The organism is Rhodococcus sp. 5G237 (assembly GCF_053764735.1).
Map to the genome: position 1 here is coordinate 488,039 of NZ_JBSNCD010000003.1, position 16,102 is coordinate 504,140.

Annotated in this window: 15 protein-coding genes; 7 read left to right on the plus strand and 8 right to left on the minus strand. The window is 68.3% G+C overall.

Features of this window, described 5'->3' with window-relative positions; translation table 11 throughout:
- Positions 1 to 45: 45 nt before the first annotated feature.
- The 3 genes from alc to ACWPOC_RS08875 are packed head-to-tail and all read right to left on the minus strand — an operon-like array spanning position 46 to position 3,634.
- Positions 46 to 1,014: an allantoicase gene (alc, locus tag ACWPOC_RS08865; protein ID WP_120281826.1), complete on the minus strand. Its 969-nt coding sequence runs from the start codon at positions 1,012 to 1,014 to the stop codon at positions 46 to 48.
- A complete protein-coding gene (gene allB, locus ACWPOC_RS08870; protein WP_120281825.1) occupies positions 1,011 to 2,363 on the minus strand; it encodes an allantoinase AllB in 1,353 nt (450 codons plus the stop codon). The genes alc and allB overlap by 4 nt, the downstream gene beginning before the upstream one ends.
- Entirely contained in the window at positions 2,360 to 3,634 is a 1,275-nt protein-coding gene (locus ACWPOC_RS08875) for a DUF6986 family protein (RefSeq protein ID WP_159418925.1), read from the minus strand. The genes allB and ACWPOC_RS08875 overlap by 4 nt, the downstream gene beginning before the upstream one ends.
- Positions 3,635 to 3,800: 166 nt before the next feature.
- Here ACWPOC_RS08875 and ACWPOC_RS08880 point away from each other — a divergent pair, with 166 nt between their 5' ends.
- Positions 3,801 to 4,235 carry a helix-turn-helix domain-containing protein gene (locus tag ACWPOC_RS08880; RefSeq protein WP_455408422.1) on the plus strand — a complete coding sequence of 145 codons (435 nt, stop codon included), beginning with the start codon at positions 3,801 to 3,803 and terminating at the stop codon, positions 4,233 to 4,235.
- 67 nt (positions 4,236 to 4,302) lie between these two features.
- Here ACWPOC_RS08880 and ACWPOC_RS08885 read toward each other — a convergent pair whose 3' ends face one another.
- From ACWPOC_RS08885 to ACWPOC_RS08895, 3 genes are all read right to left on the minus strand, one after another.
- Positions 4,303 to 4,896, minus strand: a complete 594-nt coding sequence (locus ACWPOC_RS08885; RefSeq protein ID WP_120281822.1) for an ATP-dependent Clp protease proteolytic subunit — start codon at positions 4,894 to 4,896, stop codon at positions 4,303 to 4,305.
- A complete protein-coding gene (locus ACWPOC_RS08890) occupies positions 4,893 to 5,501 on the minus strand; it encodes an ATP-dependent Clp protease proteolytic subunit (protein WP_120281821.1) in 609 nt (202 codons plus the stop codon). The genes ACWPOC_RS08885 and ACWPOC_RS08890 overlap by 4 nt, the downstream gene beginning before the upstream one ends.
- 77 nt (positions 5,502 to 5,578) lie before the next feature.
- Complete coding sequence (locus ACWPOC_RS08895) at positions 5,579 to 5,932, minus strand: hypothetical protein (protein WP_120284048.1); 354 nt, start codon at positions 5,930 to 5,932, stop codon at positions 5,579 to 5,581.
- A 683-nt stretch (positions 5,933 to 6,615) separates the two neighbouring features.
- Here ACWPOC_RS08895 and ACWPOC_RS08900 point away from each other — a divergent pair.
- Complete coding sequence (locus ACWPOC_RS08900; protein WP_455408423.1) at positions 6,616 to 8,142, plus strand: AMP-binding protein; 1,527 nt, start codon at positions 6,616 to 6,618, stop codon at positions 8,140 to 8,142.
- A gap of 25 nt (positions 8,143 to 8,167) precedes the next feature.
- Here ACWPOC_RS08900 and ACWPOC_RS08905 read toward each other — a convergent pair whose 3' ends face one another.
- Positions 8,168 to 9,490, minus strand: coding sequence for an MFS transporter (locus tag ACWPOC_RS08905; protein ID WP_120281819.1), 1,323 nt, complete (start codon positions 9,488 to 9,490; stop codon positions 8,168 to 8,170).
- Positions 9,491 to 9,523: 33 nt separating this feature from the next.
- Complete coding sequence (locus ACWPOC_RS08910; protein WP_088896644.1) at positions 9,524 to 10,012, minus strand: VOC family protein; 489 nt, start codon at positions 10,010 to 10,012, stop codon at positions 9,524 to 9,526.
- A gap of 349 nt (positions 10,013 to 10,361) precedes the next feature.
- Between ACWPOC_RS08910 and ACWPOC_RS08915 the strand changes: the two genes are divergently transcribed.
- The 5 genes from ACWPOC_RS08915 to ACWPOC_RS08935 all read left to right on the plus strand — a co-directional run bounded on the left by ACWPOC_RS08915 (position 10,362) and on the right by ACWPOC_RS08935 (position 16,092).
- Positions 10,362 to 12,431, plus strand: a complete 2,070-nt coding sequence (locus ACWPOC_RS08915) for an ATP-binding protein (RefSeq protein WP_455408424.1) — start codon at positions 10,362 to 10,364, stop codon at positions 12,429 to 12,431.
- A gap of 67 nt (positions 12,432 to 12,498) precedes the next feature.
- The gene (locus tag ACWPOC_RS08920; protein WP_455408425.1) at positions 12,499 to 13,941 is read left to right on the plus strand and encodes an FAD-dependent oxidoreductase; all 1,443 of its coding nucleotides are present in this window, start codon (positions 12,499 to 12,501) and stop codon (positions 13,939 to 13,941) included.
- Between the two features lie 25 nt (positions 13,942 to 13,966).
- Entirely contained in the window at positions 13,967 to 14,485 is a 519-nt protein-coding gene (locus tag ACWPOC_RS08925; RefSeq protein WP_120281815.1) for a phosphatase domain-containing protein, read from the plus strand.
- 275 nt (positions 14,486 to 14,760) lie between these two features.
- Positions 14,761 to 15,312, plus strand: a complete 552-nt coding sequence (locus ACWPOC_RS08930; RefSeq protein WP_064852918.1) for a CGNR zinc finger domain-containing protein — start codon at positions 14,761 to 14,763, stop codon at positions 15,310 to 15,312.
- Positions 15,313 to 15,423: 111 nt separating this feature from the next.
- A complete protein-coding gene (locus ACWPOC_RS08935; protein WP_039586358.1) occupies positions 15,424 to 16,092 on the plus strand; it encodes a pentapeptide repeat-containing protein in 669 nt (222 codons plus the stop codon).
- The last annotated feature ends 10 nt before the right edge of the window (positions 16,093 to 16,102 follow it).

Sequence of the window (16,102 nt, forward strand, 5' to 3'; positions counted from 1 at the left end):
GTGTTTCGTGCGGGTAAGAAACCGCTCACCGCACCCGCATCGGAGCTAGGTCAGCCGTCCGTTCACGCGCAGGCGGGCGATGCCGCCGTCGGGATAGACGTCGAGCCGCACGAACTCCACCGGCGTCGGCGAATCGACGCGGAAACGATGCCGGCAGTCCGGCAGCAGTGTGGTCCGCGGCACGAGTTCGACCCAGGACGATTCGTCGGACATCGCGTCCTCGCTGGGAATTCCGCTCAGGCGTGCCGCTCCCGGTGCGTTGCCGACGAAATAGGAGGTGTCGATCTCCACGTGGTCGACGCAGCCCTGCCCGGCGAGGCGGATCACGACGTAGTCGTTGCCGTCGTCGCGGCGGCGGGCGTTCTCCCAGCCCTCCCCCATGTGCCGCGAGCGACCGAGGCCGATGATGTTGCGCGGCGACGAATAGAATCGGTTCGAGCACGCGACGACGTCGCCACCGTTCTCGAGGGCCGCGAGATCGATCGTGCCCGTGAGGAAGGCCGGGTCCGGGCGGGCATGTCCGTGCACGCGGAATCGGGCCACACCGCCGTCGGGAAAGATGTTCAGGCGCAGATGCGTCCAGCGCCGGTCGTCGTCCACCGCGAAGGCGTTCGCGGTGTCGCCCTTCAGGGCCACGCGCTCGAGGACCGGTTCCCATGGCGCGTCCAGCAACTCCTGATCGGTCGGGTAGCCGTCGAGGTTCACCCCGTCGACGGACGCGTAGGGCGGGTAGTTGCCCGTGAACCAGGCGGTGTCGATCACCACGCCCTCGACGACACCGGGCACGCCGAGCCGGACCACCGCGAAGTCGTGCCCGGATTCGCGGCGACGCCGGGTCTCCCACCCGTCGTAGACCTTTCCCTTGTGCCCGAACTCGGACGGATCGAAATCGGGTGCGCCCGGCGAGATCAGGTTCTCGCGACTCGCGAAGAACTCGTCGTTCGCATAGACGACGGCCCCGCCCAGCGATCGCGCGGCGAGATCGGGCAGTTGCAGGAAATCTGCTTCGGTCAACGGTTTTCCTTTCGGGAGAGCAGCGCACCACGCGGTGCGGGGTCGGCGGCGCCGAGGGTGACCGTGAGCGGTTCACCGGCGAGCCAGGTCTGCCGCACGACCCCGGCGAGCGCGCGTTCGGCGTAGGGCGTCACCGCGTTGCGGTGGTGCAGCCGCTCCGGGAAGACCACGAACGCGTCGTCGGGTGCGAAGACGCACAGGTCGGCACTGTTGCCCACGGCGATGGCACCGCGGTCGGCCAGTCCCACGAGGTCTGCGGTGCGACCGGCCATCCAGCGCACCACGTCGACGAGTGTGTGCCCGCGCTTGCGGGCCTCCGACCACACGATGGGCAGTCCGAGTTGCAGCGACGAGATACCGCCCCACGCCTCGCCGAAGTCGCCGGTGACGAACTTCTTCAGCTCCGGCAGGCACGGTGAGTGATCGGAGACGATGCAGTCGAGCGTGCCGTCGGCCAGGCCGCGCCACAACGCTTCCCGGTTACGGGCCTCGCGAATCGGCGGGCAGCACTTGAAATGTGTGGAGCCGTCGAGAATCTCCTCACTGAACAGCGACAGATAGTGCGGGCAGGTCTCCGCGGTGACGGGCAGACCCTCGGCCTTCGCCGCGGCCACGAGCGGAAGGCTTCCCGCATCCGACAGGTGCAGGATGTGCACGCGGCATCCGGTCTGCCGCGCGCCGTCGATGACCTGGGCGACAGCGCGGGACTCGGCGACCGGTGGTCGCGAGTACAGGAAGTCGTCGTAGCGCGGTCCGGCGGGCGGGTCCTGCGCGTCGAGGGTCGGTCCGTCCTCCGCATGCACGATGAGCAGACCGCCGAAGCCGGCGATCACGCGCATCGCCTCGATCATCTGCTCGCGGTCCAGCGGTGGGTACTCGTCGAGACCCGAATACGCGAGGAAGCACTTGAAGCCGTACACCCCTGCGTCCCAGAGCGGTTCGAGATCGGCGAGGTTGCTGGGGATCGCACCACCCCAGAATCCGACGTCGACGGTGACCTGCTCGGCCGCGACCTCCTGCTTCACCTCGAGGGCCGCTATGTCGACGGTGGACGGGATGGAGTTGAGGGGCATGTCGACAATCGTCGTCACTCCCCCGGCCGCGGCGGCACGCGTGGCCGTCGCGAAACCCTCCCATTCGGTGCGGCCGGGTTCGTTGACGTGGACGTGCGTATCCACCAGGCCGGGGAGCAGCACCTCGTCGTCGGCGAGGACGATCTCCCGCGCACCGGCCGGAGCGGCACCGTCGTACTCCTCGATCGCGACGATGCGGCCGTCGCGCACATGGACGGCGCAGCTGCGTTTCTCGTCCCCCACCACGGCGCGTTGCGCGCGGATCACGGTGGTCATCGCGTCACCACCGTCGGTCGACCCGCAAGTCGGGCCAGGTGGTCGAGATTCGTGCCGGTGCGATCGCATACTTCCTTCTCGGTGAGGGCTCCGCAACTCGCTCCTCGCAGGAGGAAGGCGGCGAGAGCACGGGCGGTGGCGGGTTCGTCGAGATATCCCGACGACAGGGCCGGGTCGATGTAGGCCGCGATGCGTCCCGCGGCGGTGGACAGCGACCGGCGGTAGAACGCGAAGGTCGCGGCGTAGCGGGTGGGCAGCTGCGCCGGGTGCAGGTCCCACCCCTGGTAGAAGCCGCGGCGCAGCGACCGGTCGATCAGGCGGGCGTGCAGTCCCCATGCCGCGCGGATCTCGTCGCGGGTGCCGACGGGAAGGCGATTGGTGGACCCATCGGACAACCGCACCCCCGTGCCCGCTGCCGCGACCTGCATCGTGGCCTTGGCGTGGTCGGCGACGGGGTGGTCCATCGCCTGGTACTCCGCGGCGATGTCGCACGCGGCCGAGTAGTCGTAGGTGCCGTAGTGCAGCCCCGAACAGCGCCCCCGGGCCTCTCGGATCATCGTGGCGACGGCCGCGGTGCCGTCGGGTCCGCAGATCGCCTGCGGCGTCTCGATCTGGATCTCGAACCGCAGGGGTGCGACGAGCGGGTAGGTCGACTCGAGATGTTCGCAGACCGTCACCATGGCGGCGACCTGTTCGGGTGCGGTGACCTTGGGCAGTGTGACGACGAATCCGTCCGGGAGAGCGCACCTTCCGGTGAGTTCTCCGACGAAGGCGTCGAGCGTGCGGAGTCCGCGGCGCCGAGTGGCGGCCTCGAAGGACTTGAACCGGATGCCGACGAAGGGTGTCGCGGTGGGATCGGTCGCGAGCGCGACGGCGGCACGGGCGACGTGGGCGTCCTCGTCGGCGTCGCGTTCGTGCTCGGGAATGCCGGGGCGGGTGAAACCGTCCTCGAAGTCGATGCGCAGATCCTCGATCGGTTCGGTGCGCAGTTTGACCTCCACGAGCGGGAGGACGGCGTCGGCCAGTTCGGGTTCGATGCCGGTGACCGCGGCGAGGTCCGCGGGACCGTCGATGTGGGTGTCGAGGACGTCGAGTGCGTCGGCTCCCCACCGTGCTGCGATCCCGGCGTCGTAGCGGTCGGCCGGGACGTAGACGGTGTGCACCGGTTGGCGGGCACCGTCGGTCCCGGGATAGGTCGCGGCGTATGCCGCGTCGGTGTCCGCGAGCTGCGCGTCGAGCGCAGCCGCAAGCCTGTGCAATCCTGTCGGCACCCGAACTCCTGTCCTGTATCCACGGCTGTATACGTCGTGGTGCGCCGACGTTATCGGCGCCAGGTCATGTGTTCGGTTAACTGCGGTTACGGGCCCGTTACACATCTGCCGGAGCGGTGTTCGTCCTCGGCTGAACCCGGTCCGATGCCGCCGGATCGACGGCACAATGGTCGGCATGGAGCCGGAGCAGGGTCGCGTGATCGATTTCGCCACCGCCGCGAAGGCGGCACGTGCGACCGCCGCGGAGTCGGCACGCGCGACCGCCGTTAGGGCGGCACGAGTTGCGCGGACCCCTGAGCGGGGAGCCGACAACACCGAACCCCGGCTGCTCCGCCAGATCTACGGGGAGATCCTGCGCGACGAGCGTCGCGATCAGGACCGCAGCCTCGAGGACGTCGCCCGAACGGTCGGGATGTCGAAGCAGTACCTGTCGGAGGTCGAGCGTGGGCGCAAGGAGGCCTCGTCCGAGATGCTGAGGTCCGTGTGCGATGCGCTGGAGCTTCCGATGGAGCAACTGCTCGCGCGCGGGATCCGTCGGATGACCGCGCACCGCACACTCCGGACCACGGGTCACGCCGGCGTCGAGTTGTGCGCGGCATGACGGTGTGACCGCGTCACAGTGTGACCCGTGACGGTGTGACCACGTGAGGGTGTGACTGCGTGACGGGTCATCCGTCCCGGTCGACGACGACGTGATCGGCGAGACCGTAGGCCACCGCTTCCGTCGGTGAGAGGATCCGGTCGCGGTCGGTGTCGCGGCGCAGTTGTTCGATGTCGCGTCCGGTGTGCGCGGCCAGGATCTCCTCGGTCTGGGCCCGCACCCTCATCACCTCCGCTGCCTGCAGGGCCAGATCGGAGATGGTGCCCTGCCCCTGCGCCGACGGCTGATGCAGCAGTACCCGCGAATGTGCGAGTACGTGCCGACGACCGGGCGCTCCGGCCGCGAGCAGCACGGCGGCCGCCGAAGCGGCCTGTCCCATGCAGTAGGTCGCGACCTTCGGGCGCAGGAACTGCATGGTGTCGTAGATCGCGAGCATCGCGGTGGACGATCCGCCGGGAGAGTTGATGTACAGGCCGATCTCCCGGTCGGGGGATTCGGCCTCGAGATGCAGCATTTGCGCCATCACGACGTTGGCGACCCCGTCGTCGATCTCGGTGCCGAGGAAGACGATGCGTTCGTTGAGCAACCGGCTGAAGACGTCGAACGACCGCTCCCCCGCCGGTGTGCGTTCGATGACGTTGGGGATCGTGTAGGTGCTCATCGTCCCAGTCCCATCTGCCGTCCGGTGGCGAACGGTGCCAGTTCGGCGAGCGACCCGACGACGGTGTCGATGATGCCGTACTCGCGTGCCTCTTCGGCGGTGAACCACCGGTCGCGGTCGCTGTCGCGTTCGATCTCCTCGAGTGAATGTCCGGTGGCGTCCGAGAGGATCTGCTGTGACTGCAGTTTCATGTATTCGAGATTCTCGGCCTGGATCGCGATGTCGACGGCCGTCCCCGAGAATCCGGCCGAGGGTTGGTGCATCATGATCCGGCTGTGGGCAAGACTCGCGCGTTTGCCCTTGGTGCCCGCCGCGAGCAGGACCTGCCCCATACTGGCGGCGAATCCCGCTGCCACGGTGACGATGTCGTTGGGAACGAGTTGCATCGTGTCGTAGATGGCGAGGCCGGCGAAGACGGATCCGCCGGGTGAGTTGATGTGCAGGACGATGTCGCGCCGGTCGTCGGCGGAGGCGAGCAGGACGAGTTCCGAGCAGACGCGCTCGGCCATCTCGTCGTCCACCTCTCCGGTCAGTCGCAGGATGCGCTGACGGAAGAGTCTGTCGGCCAGTTGGTCCCGGTACGAGAGTGGTTCGGTGGTCGTCATGCAGCCAGCCTGACCCCCGGCGGGCGCGAATCGGCGGTCCGTCTGCTCACGGCAGACGGACCGGTCGTTCCGGCAGGTCAGTCCCCCGCGGACCGGACGGCGCTGATCACCGCTGCGACGAGGACGGCCAGCAGCAGGATCACGAGCAGGACGGGTCCGAGCAGCAGCACCAGCGCGATCACGACGGCCAGGCCGATCTTCGCCTTGGTGCTGAGTCCGGAGATCAGCCCGCCCAGCGCGGCGAGGGCCGGGTTGCGACCCTCCAGCGCCGCCCGGATGCCGGCGAGGACCGCCTGCAGTCCCACGCCGCCGCTGGTGACCTCGCCGAGGAGCGAGTCCACCCATCCGCGGATCTTCCGGATCAGTCTCGCCCCGAGTCCCCGGAGTCCGGCCAGCGCGGTGCGGACACCGGCCCGCAGCGCATCCTTCAATCTCTCGAGGAGCGATGTGGGTTCCGGCGGTGCCTGCTCGGACCGTGTCTGCTCGGATCGTGTCCGCTCACGCGCGGGACGGGTCGGTTTCCCTGGCCGCGCGTCGTTCACCGGCGGACGCGATCGTCGCCTCTCCTGCGGAGGCGCCGGCTTCGCACGAGCGCGGGGCGAGGCGTCCGAACGGGTCGATGTCCGAGTGGTCGATCGGGACGAGGTTCGGGTCGAGGTGCGCCGCGAGCCGGTTCCGGGGTCGCGATCTCGACGCCGCGCGGTGTTGTCGGGTTCGCGGGTGCCGCGCCGCGCGGTGGGCTCGGGCTCGCGAGGTCGACGGCTGCGCGTCCGCGCAGGCTCGGCGGGAGTCTCCGTCCTCGTGGTCCTCGCGCGCGTCGCGGTCGGCCGCCGCGCCGGACGGGAGGTGCGGCGGGCTTCGTTCTGCCGAGCACTCATACCGCTCGCCTTCTCTCGTGGACGGGCACGGTGCCTCTCAGTGAACGCCGGATTCCGGGTCCGGTCAACGGCCGACGGAGCGTTCACCCGGTACGCAAAGGGATGGACCCTGTTCAAGATCGGTAACGGCTCTTGGAAGAATGAGCAATGCCCTCACAGCACACGGGGAGGTGTGCGCATCATCGTTCGCGATGGGGAGTGCGCGCGCGACGTAATCCGAAGGAGCACCGACAGACGTGACCGAGCAATTCAGTTTCGAAACACTCACGCCCACGGCATTTCTCGACCGTTCCGCCCGGGTCTTCCGTGACGACCTCGCAATGGTGGACGGCGACGTCCGCCGCACCTACGCCGAATTGCGTGACCGGTGCCTGAGGCAGTCGGGCATGCTGCACGCTCTCGGTGTCGAACCCGGCGACCGTGTCGCGGTGCTCGCGCCGAACACCTCGTTGATGCTCGAAGCGCACTACGGCGTGCTCTACGCGGGCGCCGTGCTCGTCTCGCTCAACACGCGCCTCACCGCGCCGGAGCTGCGGTTCATCCTCGAGCACTCGGGCAGCCGGGTCCTGCTCGTCGAGGAGTCGCTGGCCGACCTGGCCCGCGAAGCGACGGCCGATCTGCCGTCGATCACGGTCGTCGGTGACGACTACGAGAACAAGCTCGCCGCCGCCCGCCACCGGTACGTGCCGCTCGCCGACGAGCGCACGATGATCGCCCTGAACTACACGTCCGGCACGACGGGTGATCCGAAGGGCGTGATGTACCACGCGCGCGGCGCCTACCTGCAGGCCCTGGCGATGGTCGCGCACTTCGGGCTCGACAGCGGATCCACCTATCTGTGGACGCTGCCGATGTTCCACTGCAACGGCTGGACGTTCACCTGGGCCGTCACCGCAGCGGGTGGCACGCACGTGTGCCTGCCCAAGGTCGACCCCGAGCGGATCTGGGATCTCGTCCGCACCGAGAACGTCACGCACCTGTGCGGCGCGCCGACCGTTCTCGCGTCGCTGGTCGACGCCCCGAATGCGGGCGGCATCGATCATCGTGTCGTCGCGGCGATCGGTGGCGCACCGCCGGCGCCCGCCCTCATCGAGCGGTGCACCGCGCTCGGACTCGACATCACGCACCTGTACGGGCTCACCGAGACGTACGGCCCGGCGGCGATCTGCGAGTGGCGTTCGGAGTGGGACGTCCTCCCCGAGGACGAGAAGGCACGGCTGCGCTCGCGGCAGGGCGTGGGCAACGTCGTGGCCGGCGAACTCCGCATCGTCGACCCGATGGGATCCGACGTGCCCGCCGACGGCGAGACGACCGGTGAAATCGCGCTGCGCGGCAACAACGTGATGCTCGGTTACTACAACAACCCGGGCGCGACCGCCCGCGCCGTGCCGGACGGCTGGTTCCGCACCGGCGACATCGGCGTCATGCATCCGGACGGCTACATCGAGATCCGCGACCGCGCGAAGGACGTCATCATCTCCGGTGGCGAGAACATCTCGTCCGTCGAGGTCGAGGCGGCCCTCATCAGCCACCCGGCCGTTCTCGAGGCCGCCGTCGTCGCGGCGCCGAGCGAGAAGTGGGGCGAACGTCCCGTCGCCTACGTGGCACTGCGCAGCGGCGCGAGTGCCGACGAGGCGGAACTGCGCGCGCACGTGCGTTCGCAGCTCGCCGGTTTCAAGGTTCCCGACAGCATCGTCTTCGGCGCCCTGCCGAAGACTGCTTCGGGCAAGATCCGCAAGGTCGAACTGCGCGAGCGTCTCTGAGCACCGGCCGGGGCGGTTCCCGACGTCACCTCTCGTCGAGAACCGCCCCGGCCCGCTCGGGCAGCGTGAACGCCGCGAGCGCGGCGACGACGAACGACGCGGCGAACGCACCGAAGACCAGACCGTTGCCCCCGGCGCCCAGCAGCACCGGTACCAGCAGCGGCGCGATGATCGACGCGAGCCGCCCGAAGGCCGCCGCCGAACCGGTGCCGGCGCCCCGGACCGGCGTGGGATACAGCTCGGGTCCGATCGCGTACAGGGCACCCCAGGCGCCCAGGTTGAAGAACGACAGCGCCATGCCTGCCGCGACGATCGTCGACGGAGTCTCGGCGAGCCCGAACAACCCCGCCGAAACGGCCGACCCGGCGAGGAAGACCCCCAGCGTCAGGCGGCGTCCCCACACCTCGATCAGCCACGCCGCGACGCCGTAGCCCGGTAGCTGCGCGAGCGTGATGAGCAGCGTGTAGCCGAACGAAGTGACCAGGTCGAAGCCCTGCGCGACGAGCAGGCTCGGCAACCAGATGAACGCGCCGTAGTACGAGAAGTTGATGCCGAACCACACGATCCACAGCGCCGCGGTGCGGCGGCGCAGGTTCGGCGCCCACACCGAGCCTCGGGGTGCGCGCTCGACTTCCGCGACGGTCCGGACGGGTTGTTCGTCCTCCGGCGCGGAAGTGACACCGGCCGAGCGTTCGTAGTCGCGCACGATCGCCTCGGCTTCCGCGTGCCGTCCGCGACTCTCGAGATAGCGCACCGATTCGGGTAGGCCGAACCGGACGACGAGGGCGTAGGCGGCCGGGACGAGCCCGACGGCGAGCGCCCACCGCCACCCGTCGTCGCCGGTGGGAACGACGAAGTAGCCGATGAGAGCGGCCAGGAGCCAGCCCACCGCCCAGAACGCCTCGAGGGCGACGACCACGCGGCCTCGCACCTTGCGGGGCGCGAACTCACTGACCAGCGTCGACGCGACGGGCAGTTCGGCGCCGAGACCGAGTCCGACGACGAACCGCAGGACGATGAGCATCGCCACCGAGGTCGACAACGCCGCCGCACCGGTCGCGAGTCCGTACACGAGCAGCGTCGCGGCGAAGACCTGCCGGCGTCCGATGCGGTCGGCGAGCAGACCACCGAGCGACGCACCGATCGCCATGCCGACGAAGCCGATGGATCCGATCCACGAGAGCTGCGTCGACGACAGATCCCACTGCACGGCCAGGGCTGCCATGACGAACGAGATCAACCCGACGTCCATGGCGTCGAGGGCCCAGCCCACGCCGGAGCCGGTCAGCAGGCGGCGATGTCTGCCGGTGAACGGCAGGTCGTCGAGCCGCTGGGTGCGAGTGGTCATGCACCGAAACGTACCGCAGCGCTCGGGCGCCGATCAGCCGCGCGCGGCGGCCTCGAGCGCCGACACGTCGATCCGGCGCATCTTCATCATTGCGGCGGTCACGCGCTTCGCGACCTCCGGATCGGGGTCGGCGAGCAGTTCGTTCAGCCGTTTCGGTACCACCTGCCACGACAGGCCGTACTTGTCCTTCAACCATCCGCAGGCGGATTCCTCACCGCCGTCGGCGGTCAGCGCGTACCAGTAGTGGTCGGCCTCCTCCTGGTCGGCGCAGTCGATCTGGAAGGACACCGCTTCCGAGAACCGGAACTGCGGTCCCCCGTTGAGTCCGTAGAAGACCTGACCGTCGAGGAAGAACTCGACCGTCATCGGAGTCCCCGGTGGGACCGGGATGTCGCCTCCGGTGGACTCCTCGGTGTAGCGGGTGATCTCACCGATCTCGGAGTTGGGGAAGACACCGATGTAGAAGTTCGCGGCCTCCTCGGCGTTCATGTCGAACCACAACCACGGGGTGATCCTGGGCATCGTGACTCCTCGTGTCGTCGAATGTGTTCCACTGTCACGAAGGCAGACCCTGTCCGACCCGGATTCTCATCGCCGCAAAGCGGGACAGCATGCCTCTACCGCCTCGACATTGTGCAGGACACCTTCAACACGCAGACCGAAGCCGGGAACACGCTCGCAGACCTCGTTCTCGGTGACATCGACGTTCCGGACGGGCGGGGTTGTTTCGCACTGCGCCGCGGCGAGCCGTCGTAGGCGGAACCGTCGGTGCTCGTTCGCAGCGACGGGCAGGCCGAACGGTTGTGGCGCGAGAGCGCACGGCTCGTCGGACTGCCCGACCGTTGGGCCCCCGGGCGTAGCATCGGGTGGCATGGGGAGCGCCTCGCGGTCCTCACGGCCTCTCAGCAATCGTCTCGCCGCACGGGCGCGACGCGTGTTCGTCGGTCGCGATGCCGAGCTCGAGATCGTTCGCTCCGCACTGGACTCCCCCGAACCCTCGATCGCCGTGCTGTACCTGTACGGTCCCGGAGGCATCGGCAAGACGTGCCTGCTCGGCGCGATCTCCGATCTTGCGGAACGGCGCCGTCGCGCGGTGACGGTGATCGACGGGCGCAACACGGATGCGTCGCCCGGTTCGGTCCTCGCGTCGGTCGATCGTCGCATCGGCGACCGGCCGAGGGTGCTTCTCCTGGACTCGTACGAGCGGCTACGTGTGCTCGACGACTGGATCCGAACCGACTTTCTTCCCGGTCTTCCTGCGACGACGCTGACGGTGATCGCCGACAGGTCGCCGCCCTCCGCAGGATGGCGCACCGACCCGGGTTGGGGTGATCTGCTCCGGATCGTGTCTCTCAGGAATTTCGACCCCGCTACGAGCGCTGCCTACCTCACCGCTGCGCGGGTTCCCGAGGAATTGCACGACGAGACCATCGGGGCAACGCACGGACATCCGCTCGGGCTCGCTCTGCTCACGGACGTCTTCGTCCGAGGGGGCGACGTACGTGCGCCGTGGCCGCCGGATCTCGTCGGGATGTTGCTCCGACGGTTTCTCGACACCGAGCCGGGGATCGCACATCGCCGTGCCCTGGAAGTGTGTGCGCTCGCCCGGGTGACCAGCGAAGCCCTGCTGCGCGACGCCCTCGAGCTCGCCGATGCACACGCCGAGTTCGATTGGCTCCGTGGGCTGTCGTTCGTCGAAGCAGGGCCGGACGGGTTGTTTCCCCACGATCTGGCACGCGACGTCCTCGATGCCGATCTGCGCTGGCGGGATCCCGACGCCTACCGGTACACCTTCCACCGCGTGTGGAAGGCCGTTCGCCGCGGTCTCGCTTCTGCAGGAGAACGTGAACAGCAGCAGGCCATCGTGGACCTGAAGTTCGTGTTCCGCAATCTTCCCGGTGTGCTCTCGCCGGTGGATTGGCAGTCGTGGGGAAGCGCGCAACCCGAACGTGCGGAGCAGGACGATCACTCCGCGATCGTCGACCTCGTGCGGACATCGGAGGGAAACGAATCCGCGGTGCACGCGCGACGCTGGCTCGAGCGACAACCCGAGGGGTTCTTCGTGCTGCGCGACACCGACGGATCGATACGTGGTGTGATCGGTCTCCTGGAACTCTCGCGAGCGTCACCCGAGGATGTCGGTGCCGATCCCGCGACGCGCGCCGCGTGGGATTTCGTCCGGCGGACAGCGCCTCCCCGTCCCGACGAGTGTGTCACGATCACACGCGTCGTCATCGACCGCGCTGAGTACCAGAATCCTTCTCCGACAATAAACTCGGTTCCGGTGCTCACCTTCCAGCGCTATCTCAGCCTGCCCCGTCTGTCGTGGGACTTCCTGACGCTGGCGGAACCCGACCGGTGGAACGAGTACTTCGCGGTCGCAGATCTCCCCCGTGCCGAAGGAGCGGATTTCAGGGTCGGCGATCGTCACTACGGACTGTTCGCCCACGACTTCCGCCGACGGGATGTCGACGAGTGGCTCACCGTCGTCACCGATCGTGCTCTGGCTCAGGGGCACAGCGGTCCCGAACCCACAATGTCTCCACCTCTCACCCTGTCGGAGAGAGAATTCTCGGAGGCGGTCCGAAGTGCGTTACATGACCTCCATCGGCCCGATCTCCTCTCTCGTAATCCCTTGTTGCATACGAGGGTCCTCCACAAACGGTCCTCTCCCGACGATCCCGATCCGGCGGTGCTGCGCGCGCTCCTTCGTGAGGCGATCGACTCCTTGACGAGCGACCCTCGGGACGACAAGCTCTTCCGTGCGGTGGACCGCACGTACGTGCGCGGCGCTGCAACACAGGAAGCAGCGGCAGCCAGACTCGGGCTGCCGTTCAGTACCTACCGCCGACATCTGACCCGCGGCGTCACCCGCGTCGTCGGATGGCTGTGGGATCTGGAGGTGTACGGCGAGGCACCGTCCGCCCGTGAGCACATGTGAGCAGATTCCGGCCTGTCGCCCGAGCACCTTCCGCAGCGACGATCGATTCCGCGGAGGAGGTGTGATCATGTCGATCGGAGAGCGCGCCGTGGTTCTCGGCGCGAGCATGAGCGGATTGTCGGCGGCCCGTGTCCTGTCGGACAGGTTCGCCGAGGTGACGGTGATCGATCGTGACCGTCTGCCGGCCACGGACGAACCACGCCGTGGGGTGCCCCAGGGACGGCACATCCACGTGCTGATCTCACGGGGACAGCAGCTCGTCGAGGAGATGTTCCCCGGGTTGTCACAGGAGCTGACCGCTGCAGGTGTTCCCACCCTCGACCATCTGGGCGACGTACGGTGGATTCTCAGTGGTCACCGGATTCGTCGTGCGCCGAGCGGACTTCGAGTGCTGGCGGCCGGTCGGCCGCTGCTGGAGCGCCGCATTCGTGACCGTGTGGCGGCGTTGGCGAACGTCGAGATCGTCGAACGGTGTGATGCCGCGGGTCTCGTCACGACCGCGGACCGCAGCCGGGTGGCCGGTGCGCGGATCATCCGCCATGCCGACGGAAGTGCCGAGCAGGTGCTCGATGCCGACCTCGTCGTCGATGCGACCGGACGCGGATCTCGCGCCTCCGAATGGCTCGGGAGACAGGGCTGCCCGCGGCCCCGGGTCGACACCGTCGAACTCGATGTGGGCTACGCCACCGCGGTGTTCCGCGCTTCGTCGGTTGCACTCGGCGGCGACCGGGGCATCGTCATGGCGCCCACACCCGAACACCCACGCGGCGCTGCCCTGCTCACCCTCGAATCGGATCGATGCATGGTGGCTCTGATCGGGGTCCGCGGCGAAACCGTGCCGGCGACCCGGAGGGACTATCTCGAATTCGCACGGTCCCTGCGGTACCCGGACGTGTACGACGCGATCGCGGATGCCGAATGGGTCGAGGACGTCGTCCGGTATCGCTTCCGGGCGAGCACATGGCATCGCTACGACCTTCTCGACCGATTTCCCGACGGATTCCTCGTCCTCGGCGACGCGTTCTGCAGTTTCGATCCGATCTATGCCCAGGGGATGACGGTCGCCGCCCTCGAAGCCACCGCAATGGGCCGCCTCCTCGACGACCACGGGCCGTCCGCTGCCGTGCAGCGGGAGCTCGCGCGTGTCGTCGACGATGCCTGGGCGATGTCCACCGGTGGCGATCTCGCGTTCCCCGGTGTCGAGGGCCGGCGGGATCCGAAGACGAGGATCGGCAATGCATACGTACCGATGGTGCACGCGGCAGCCGCATACGACACCAGGGTGGGCGCAGCGTTCGCCCGGGTGTCCGGACTGCTGGATCCCCCGTCGGCATTGATGCACCCCGGAATCATGGCACGTGTTGTCCGGCAGAATATTTCGCATTCGGTCGTGTGGCCGTGGCGCCGAGCCGACGGATCCGGGATGCCGCCTCGCCGGTCGTCTCCGGGACCCGCGGGTCCGGCGGCACGACCTTCGTCCCTCTCGCAGACCGGACGTATGCACACGTAGTCGCCGGAGTGGGTATACATCGTCCGTGACGAAGAAGACGCGCGATCGCAGGAAACCGGGGTGGCAACGGCACCGGCCGCCGAGCACCGCGCCCGCACCACCGGCGCGATATGTCGAGGATCCGACGCTACCGGCGGCCTGGCTGGTCGACATCGACGGGACGCTCGCGCACATGAGCGACCGGAGTCCCTTCCACTGGCACAGGGTGGGCGAGGACACCGTCTCCCCGGCGGTCGAGGCCGCGGTGCGAGCGTTCGCCGCCGCACCCGACAGGGCGGCGATCGTGCTGCTCTCGGGACGCGACGGCGTGTGCCGGCCGGAAACCGAAGAGTGGCTCGTCAGGCACGACATCCCCTACGACGAGCTGCACATGCGTCCGGCAGGCGACAATCGGAAGGATTCGATCGTCAAGGCCGAGTTGTTCGACCGTCACATCCGGCACCGCTATCGCATCATCGCGGTGCTCGACGATCGCGATCAGGTGGTGCGCATGTGGCGTCGGATGGGACTCGTGTGTTTCCAGGTCGCAGAGGGCGATTTCTGAGGGGGATCTGCACACGTCCGATACTCGACCGGTGACTCAATCGCTCTGGGACACTTCGGTACTCAGCGCGGTCGGCGGGACGAACGGCGCCCCACCGAGATCGACGCGTCGGGCCCCGCACCCGACGCAGCGCACGTACAGCACCTGTCCGATCGACGTGGCGTGACTTGACTCCACGCTCCACGCGTGTTCGTGAGCGGGAGTCCGGAGGGGGCATTCCTGTGGGTTCCGAGCTTCGATAGCGGTCATGTCCACCACCATGATGTAATGGCCTTATGCATCTCAACCCTTACGGCGAGTATGCGGTCCTTCTCGCGGCGTCACTGGCCGGCGACTGGCCCGACGATCGGGACGGCATCGTGGCCCGTACGCGCGAGGTGGGGATGACCATGGACTTCCCGACCGCGCCCGACGACCATCCACGCACCCGCGAGGTCATCGACGACTGGCTCGCCATCGTCGACGCGTCCGACCCCAGGGAACGTGCGCGCCTGCTCAACGCGCAGATGGCTACCGCAGCGGCCTATCCCCGGCTGACCGATCACGACGGCGAGGGATGGCACCTGCACTACCGCGACGAGGTCCAACCGCTTCCCGACGTACTGCGCGCGGTGATCAGCGTCGGCACGGCACTGCACCTCACCACGCGCGGAATGCACCGCCTCCACCGGTGCGCCGCAGCGGACATTCCCACCAACCCGTGCTCGGCCGTGGTCGTCGACATCACCCGCAACGGTCGCCAGCAGTACTGCTCCGTGCGCTGCGCGAACCGCGCCGCTGTGCGCAGGCACCGAGCGCGGGCAGCCCAGCAGCGTCGACCCGCATAACCGAGTAGCACATCGCACTCGGGGACGGGCTTGTCCCCCACGTTCCCCCGAACCCGACGGGTTGGGAAGCTGAACGGCAGACACCCGACCGATCCGGAGGCCCCGAGAACCATGGCTGCTCGTTCCACCACCCACCCGCCGAGGATCGACGCTCCGGACCTCGGTGTCCTCACCGACGCGGACGGCGACGAGCTGCTCGCGCACGGGATCTTCGAGAGCGTGCGCTACACCGACACGGACCTGACGGGCCGTGATCTGACGGGGATCGTCCTGTCCGAATGTTCGCTCGTCACACCGATCGTCGCCGACAGCGACCTCACGAGCGCACGCCTGCGCGACACCCTGGTCGAGCGCATGCAGGCACCGAATCTGTTCGCGCCGCGCAGCAGCCTGCACCGCGTGCACATCCGGGACAGCCGGATCGGTGCGCTGGACCTCTTCGACGCGGATCTGCGCAGTGTCACGATCGCGGATTCGAAACTCGGCCTGGTCAATCTGCGGGCCGCCGCGGGACGCGACGTGCTCTTCCGCGGCTGCATCGTCGACGAACTGGACCTGGGCGGGGGCACCTTCACCCGCGTCGCCTTCGAGGACTGCTCCGTCGGCGTTCTCGACGTCGACCGCGCGACCCTCGACCAGGTCGATCTGCGTGGCCTGCGCATCGACACGATCCGCAACATGGGCGGGATGAAGGGCGCGACGATCGACGCCCACCAGGCCGTAGCCCTGGCAGGGCAGTTCGCCGCCCACCTGGGCCTGCGCATCGAGGACCTTCCCTGAGCACTGCGCT

What these genes read in the sequence shown, in the direction of transcription:
- allB (WP_120281825.1), bottom strand. Translation starts at nt 2,363, where the DNA reads ATGACCACCGTGATCCGCGCGCAACGCGCCGTGGTGGGGGACGAGAAA.
- ACWPOC_RS08880 (WP_455408422.1), top strand. Translation starts at nt 3,801, where the DNA reads ATGGTCGGCATGGAGCCGGAGCAGGGTCGCGTGATCGATTTCGCCACC.
- ACWPOC_RS08885 (WP_120281822.1), bottom strand. Translation starts at nt 4,896, where the DNA reads ATGAGCACCTACACGATCCCCAACGTCATCGAACGCACACCGGCGGGG.
- ACWPOC_RS08890 (WP_120281821.1), bottom strand. Translation starts at nt 5,501, where the DNA reads ATGACGACCACCGAACCACTCTCGTACCGGGACCAACTGGCCGACAGA.
- ACWPOC_RS08905 (WP_120281819.1), bottom strand. Translation starts at nt 9,490, where the DNA reads ATGACCACTCGCACCCAGCGGCTCGACGACCTGCCGTTCACCGGCAGA.
- ACWPOC_RS08910 (WP_088896644.1), bottom strand. Translation starts at nt 10,012, where the DNA reads ATGCCCAGGATCACCCCGTGGTTGTGGTTCGACATGAACGCCGAGGAG.
- ACWPOC_RS08915 (WP_455408424.1), top strand. Translation starts at nt 10,362, where the DNA reads ATGGGGAGCGCCTCGCGGTCCTCACGGCCTCTCAGCAATCGTCTCGCC.
- ACWPOC_RS08920 (WP_455408425.1), top strand. Translation starts at nt 12,499, where the DNA reads ATGTCGATCGGAGAGCGCGCCGTGGTTCTCGGCGCGAGCATGAGCGGA.
- ACWPOC_RS08930 (WP_064852918.1), top strand. Translation starts at nt 14,761, where the DNA reads ATGCATCTCAACCCTTACGGCGAGTATGCGGTCCTTCTCGCGGCGTCA.
- ACWPOC_RS08935 (WP_039586358.1), top strand. Translation starts at nt 15,424, where the DNA reads ATGGCTGCTCGTTCCACCACCCACCCGCCGAGGATCGACGCTCCGGAC.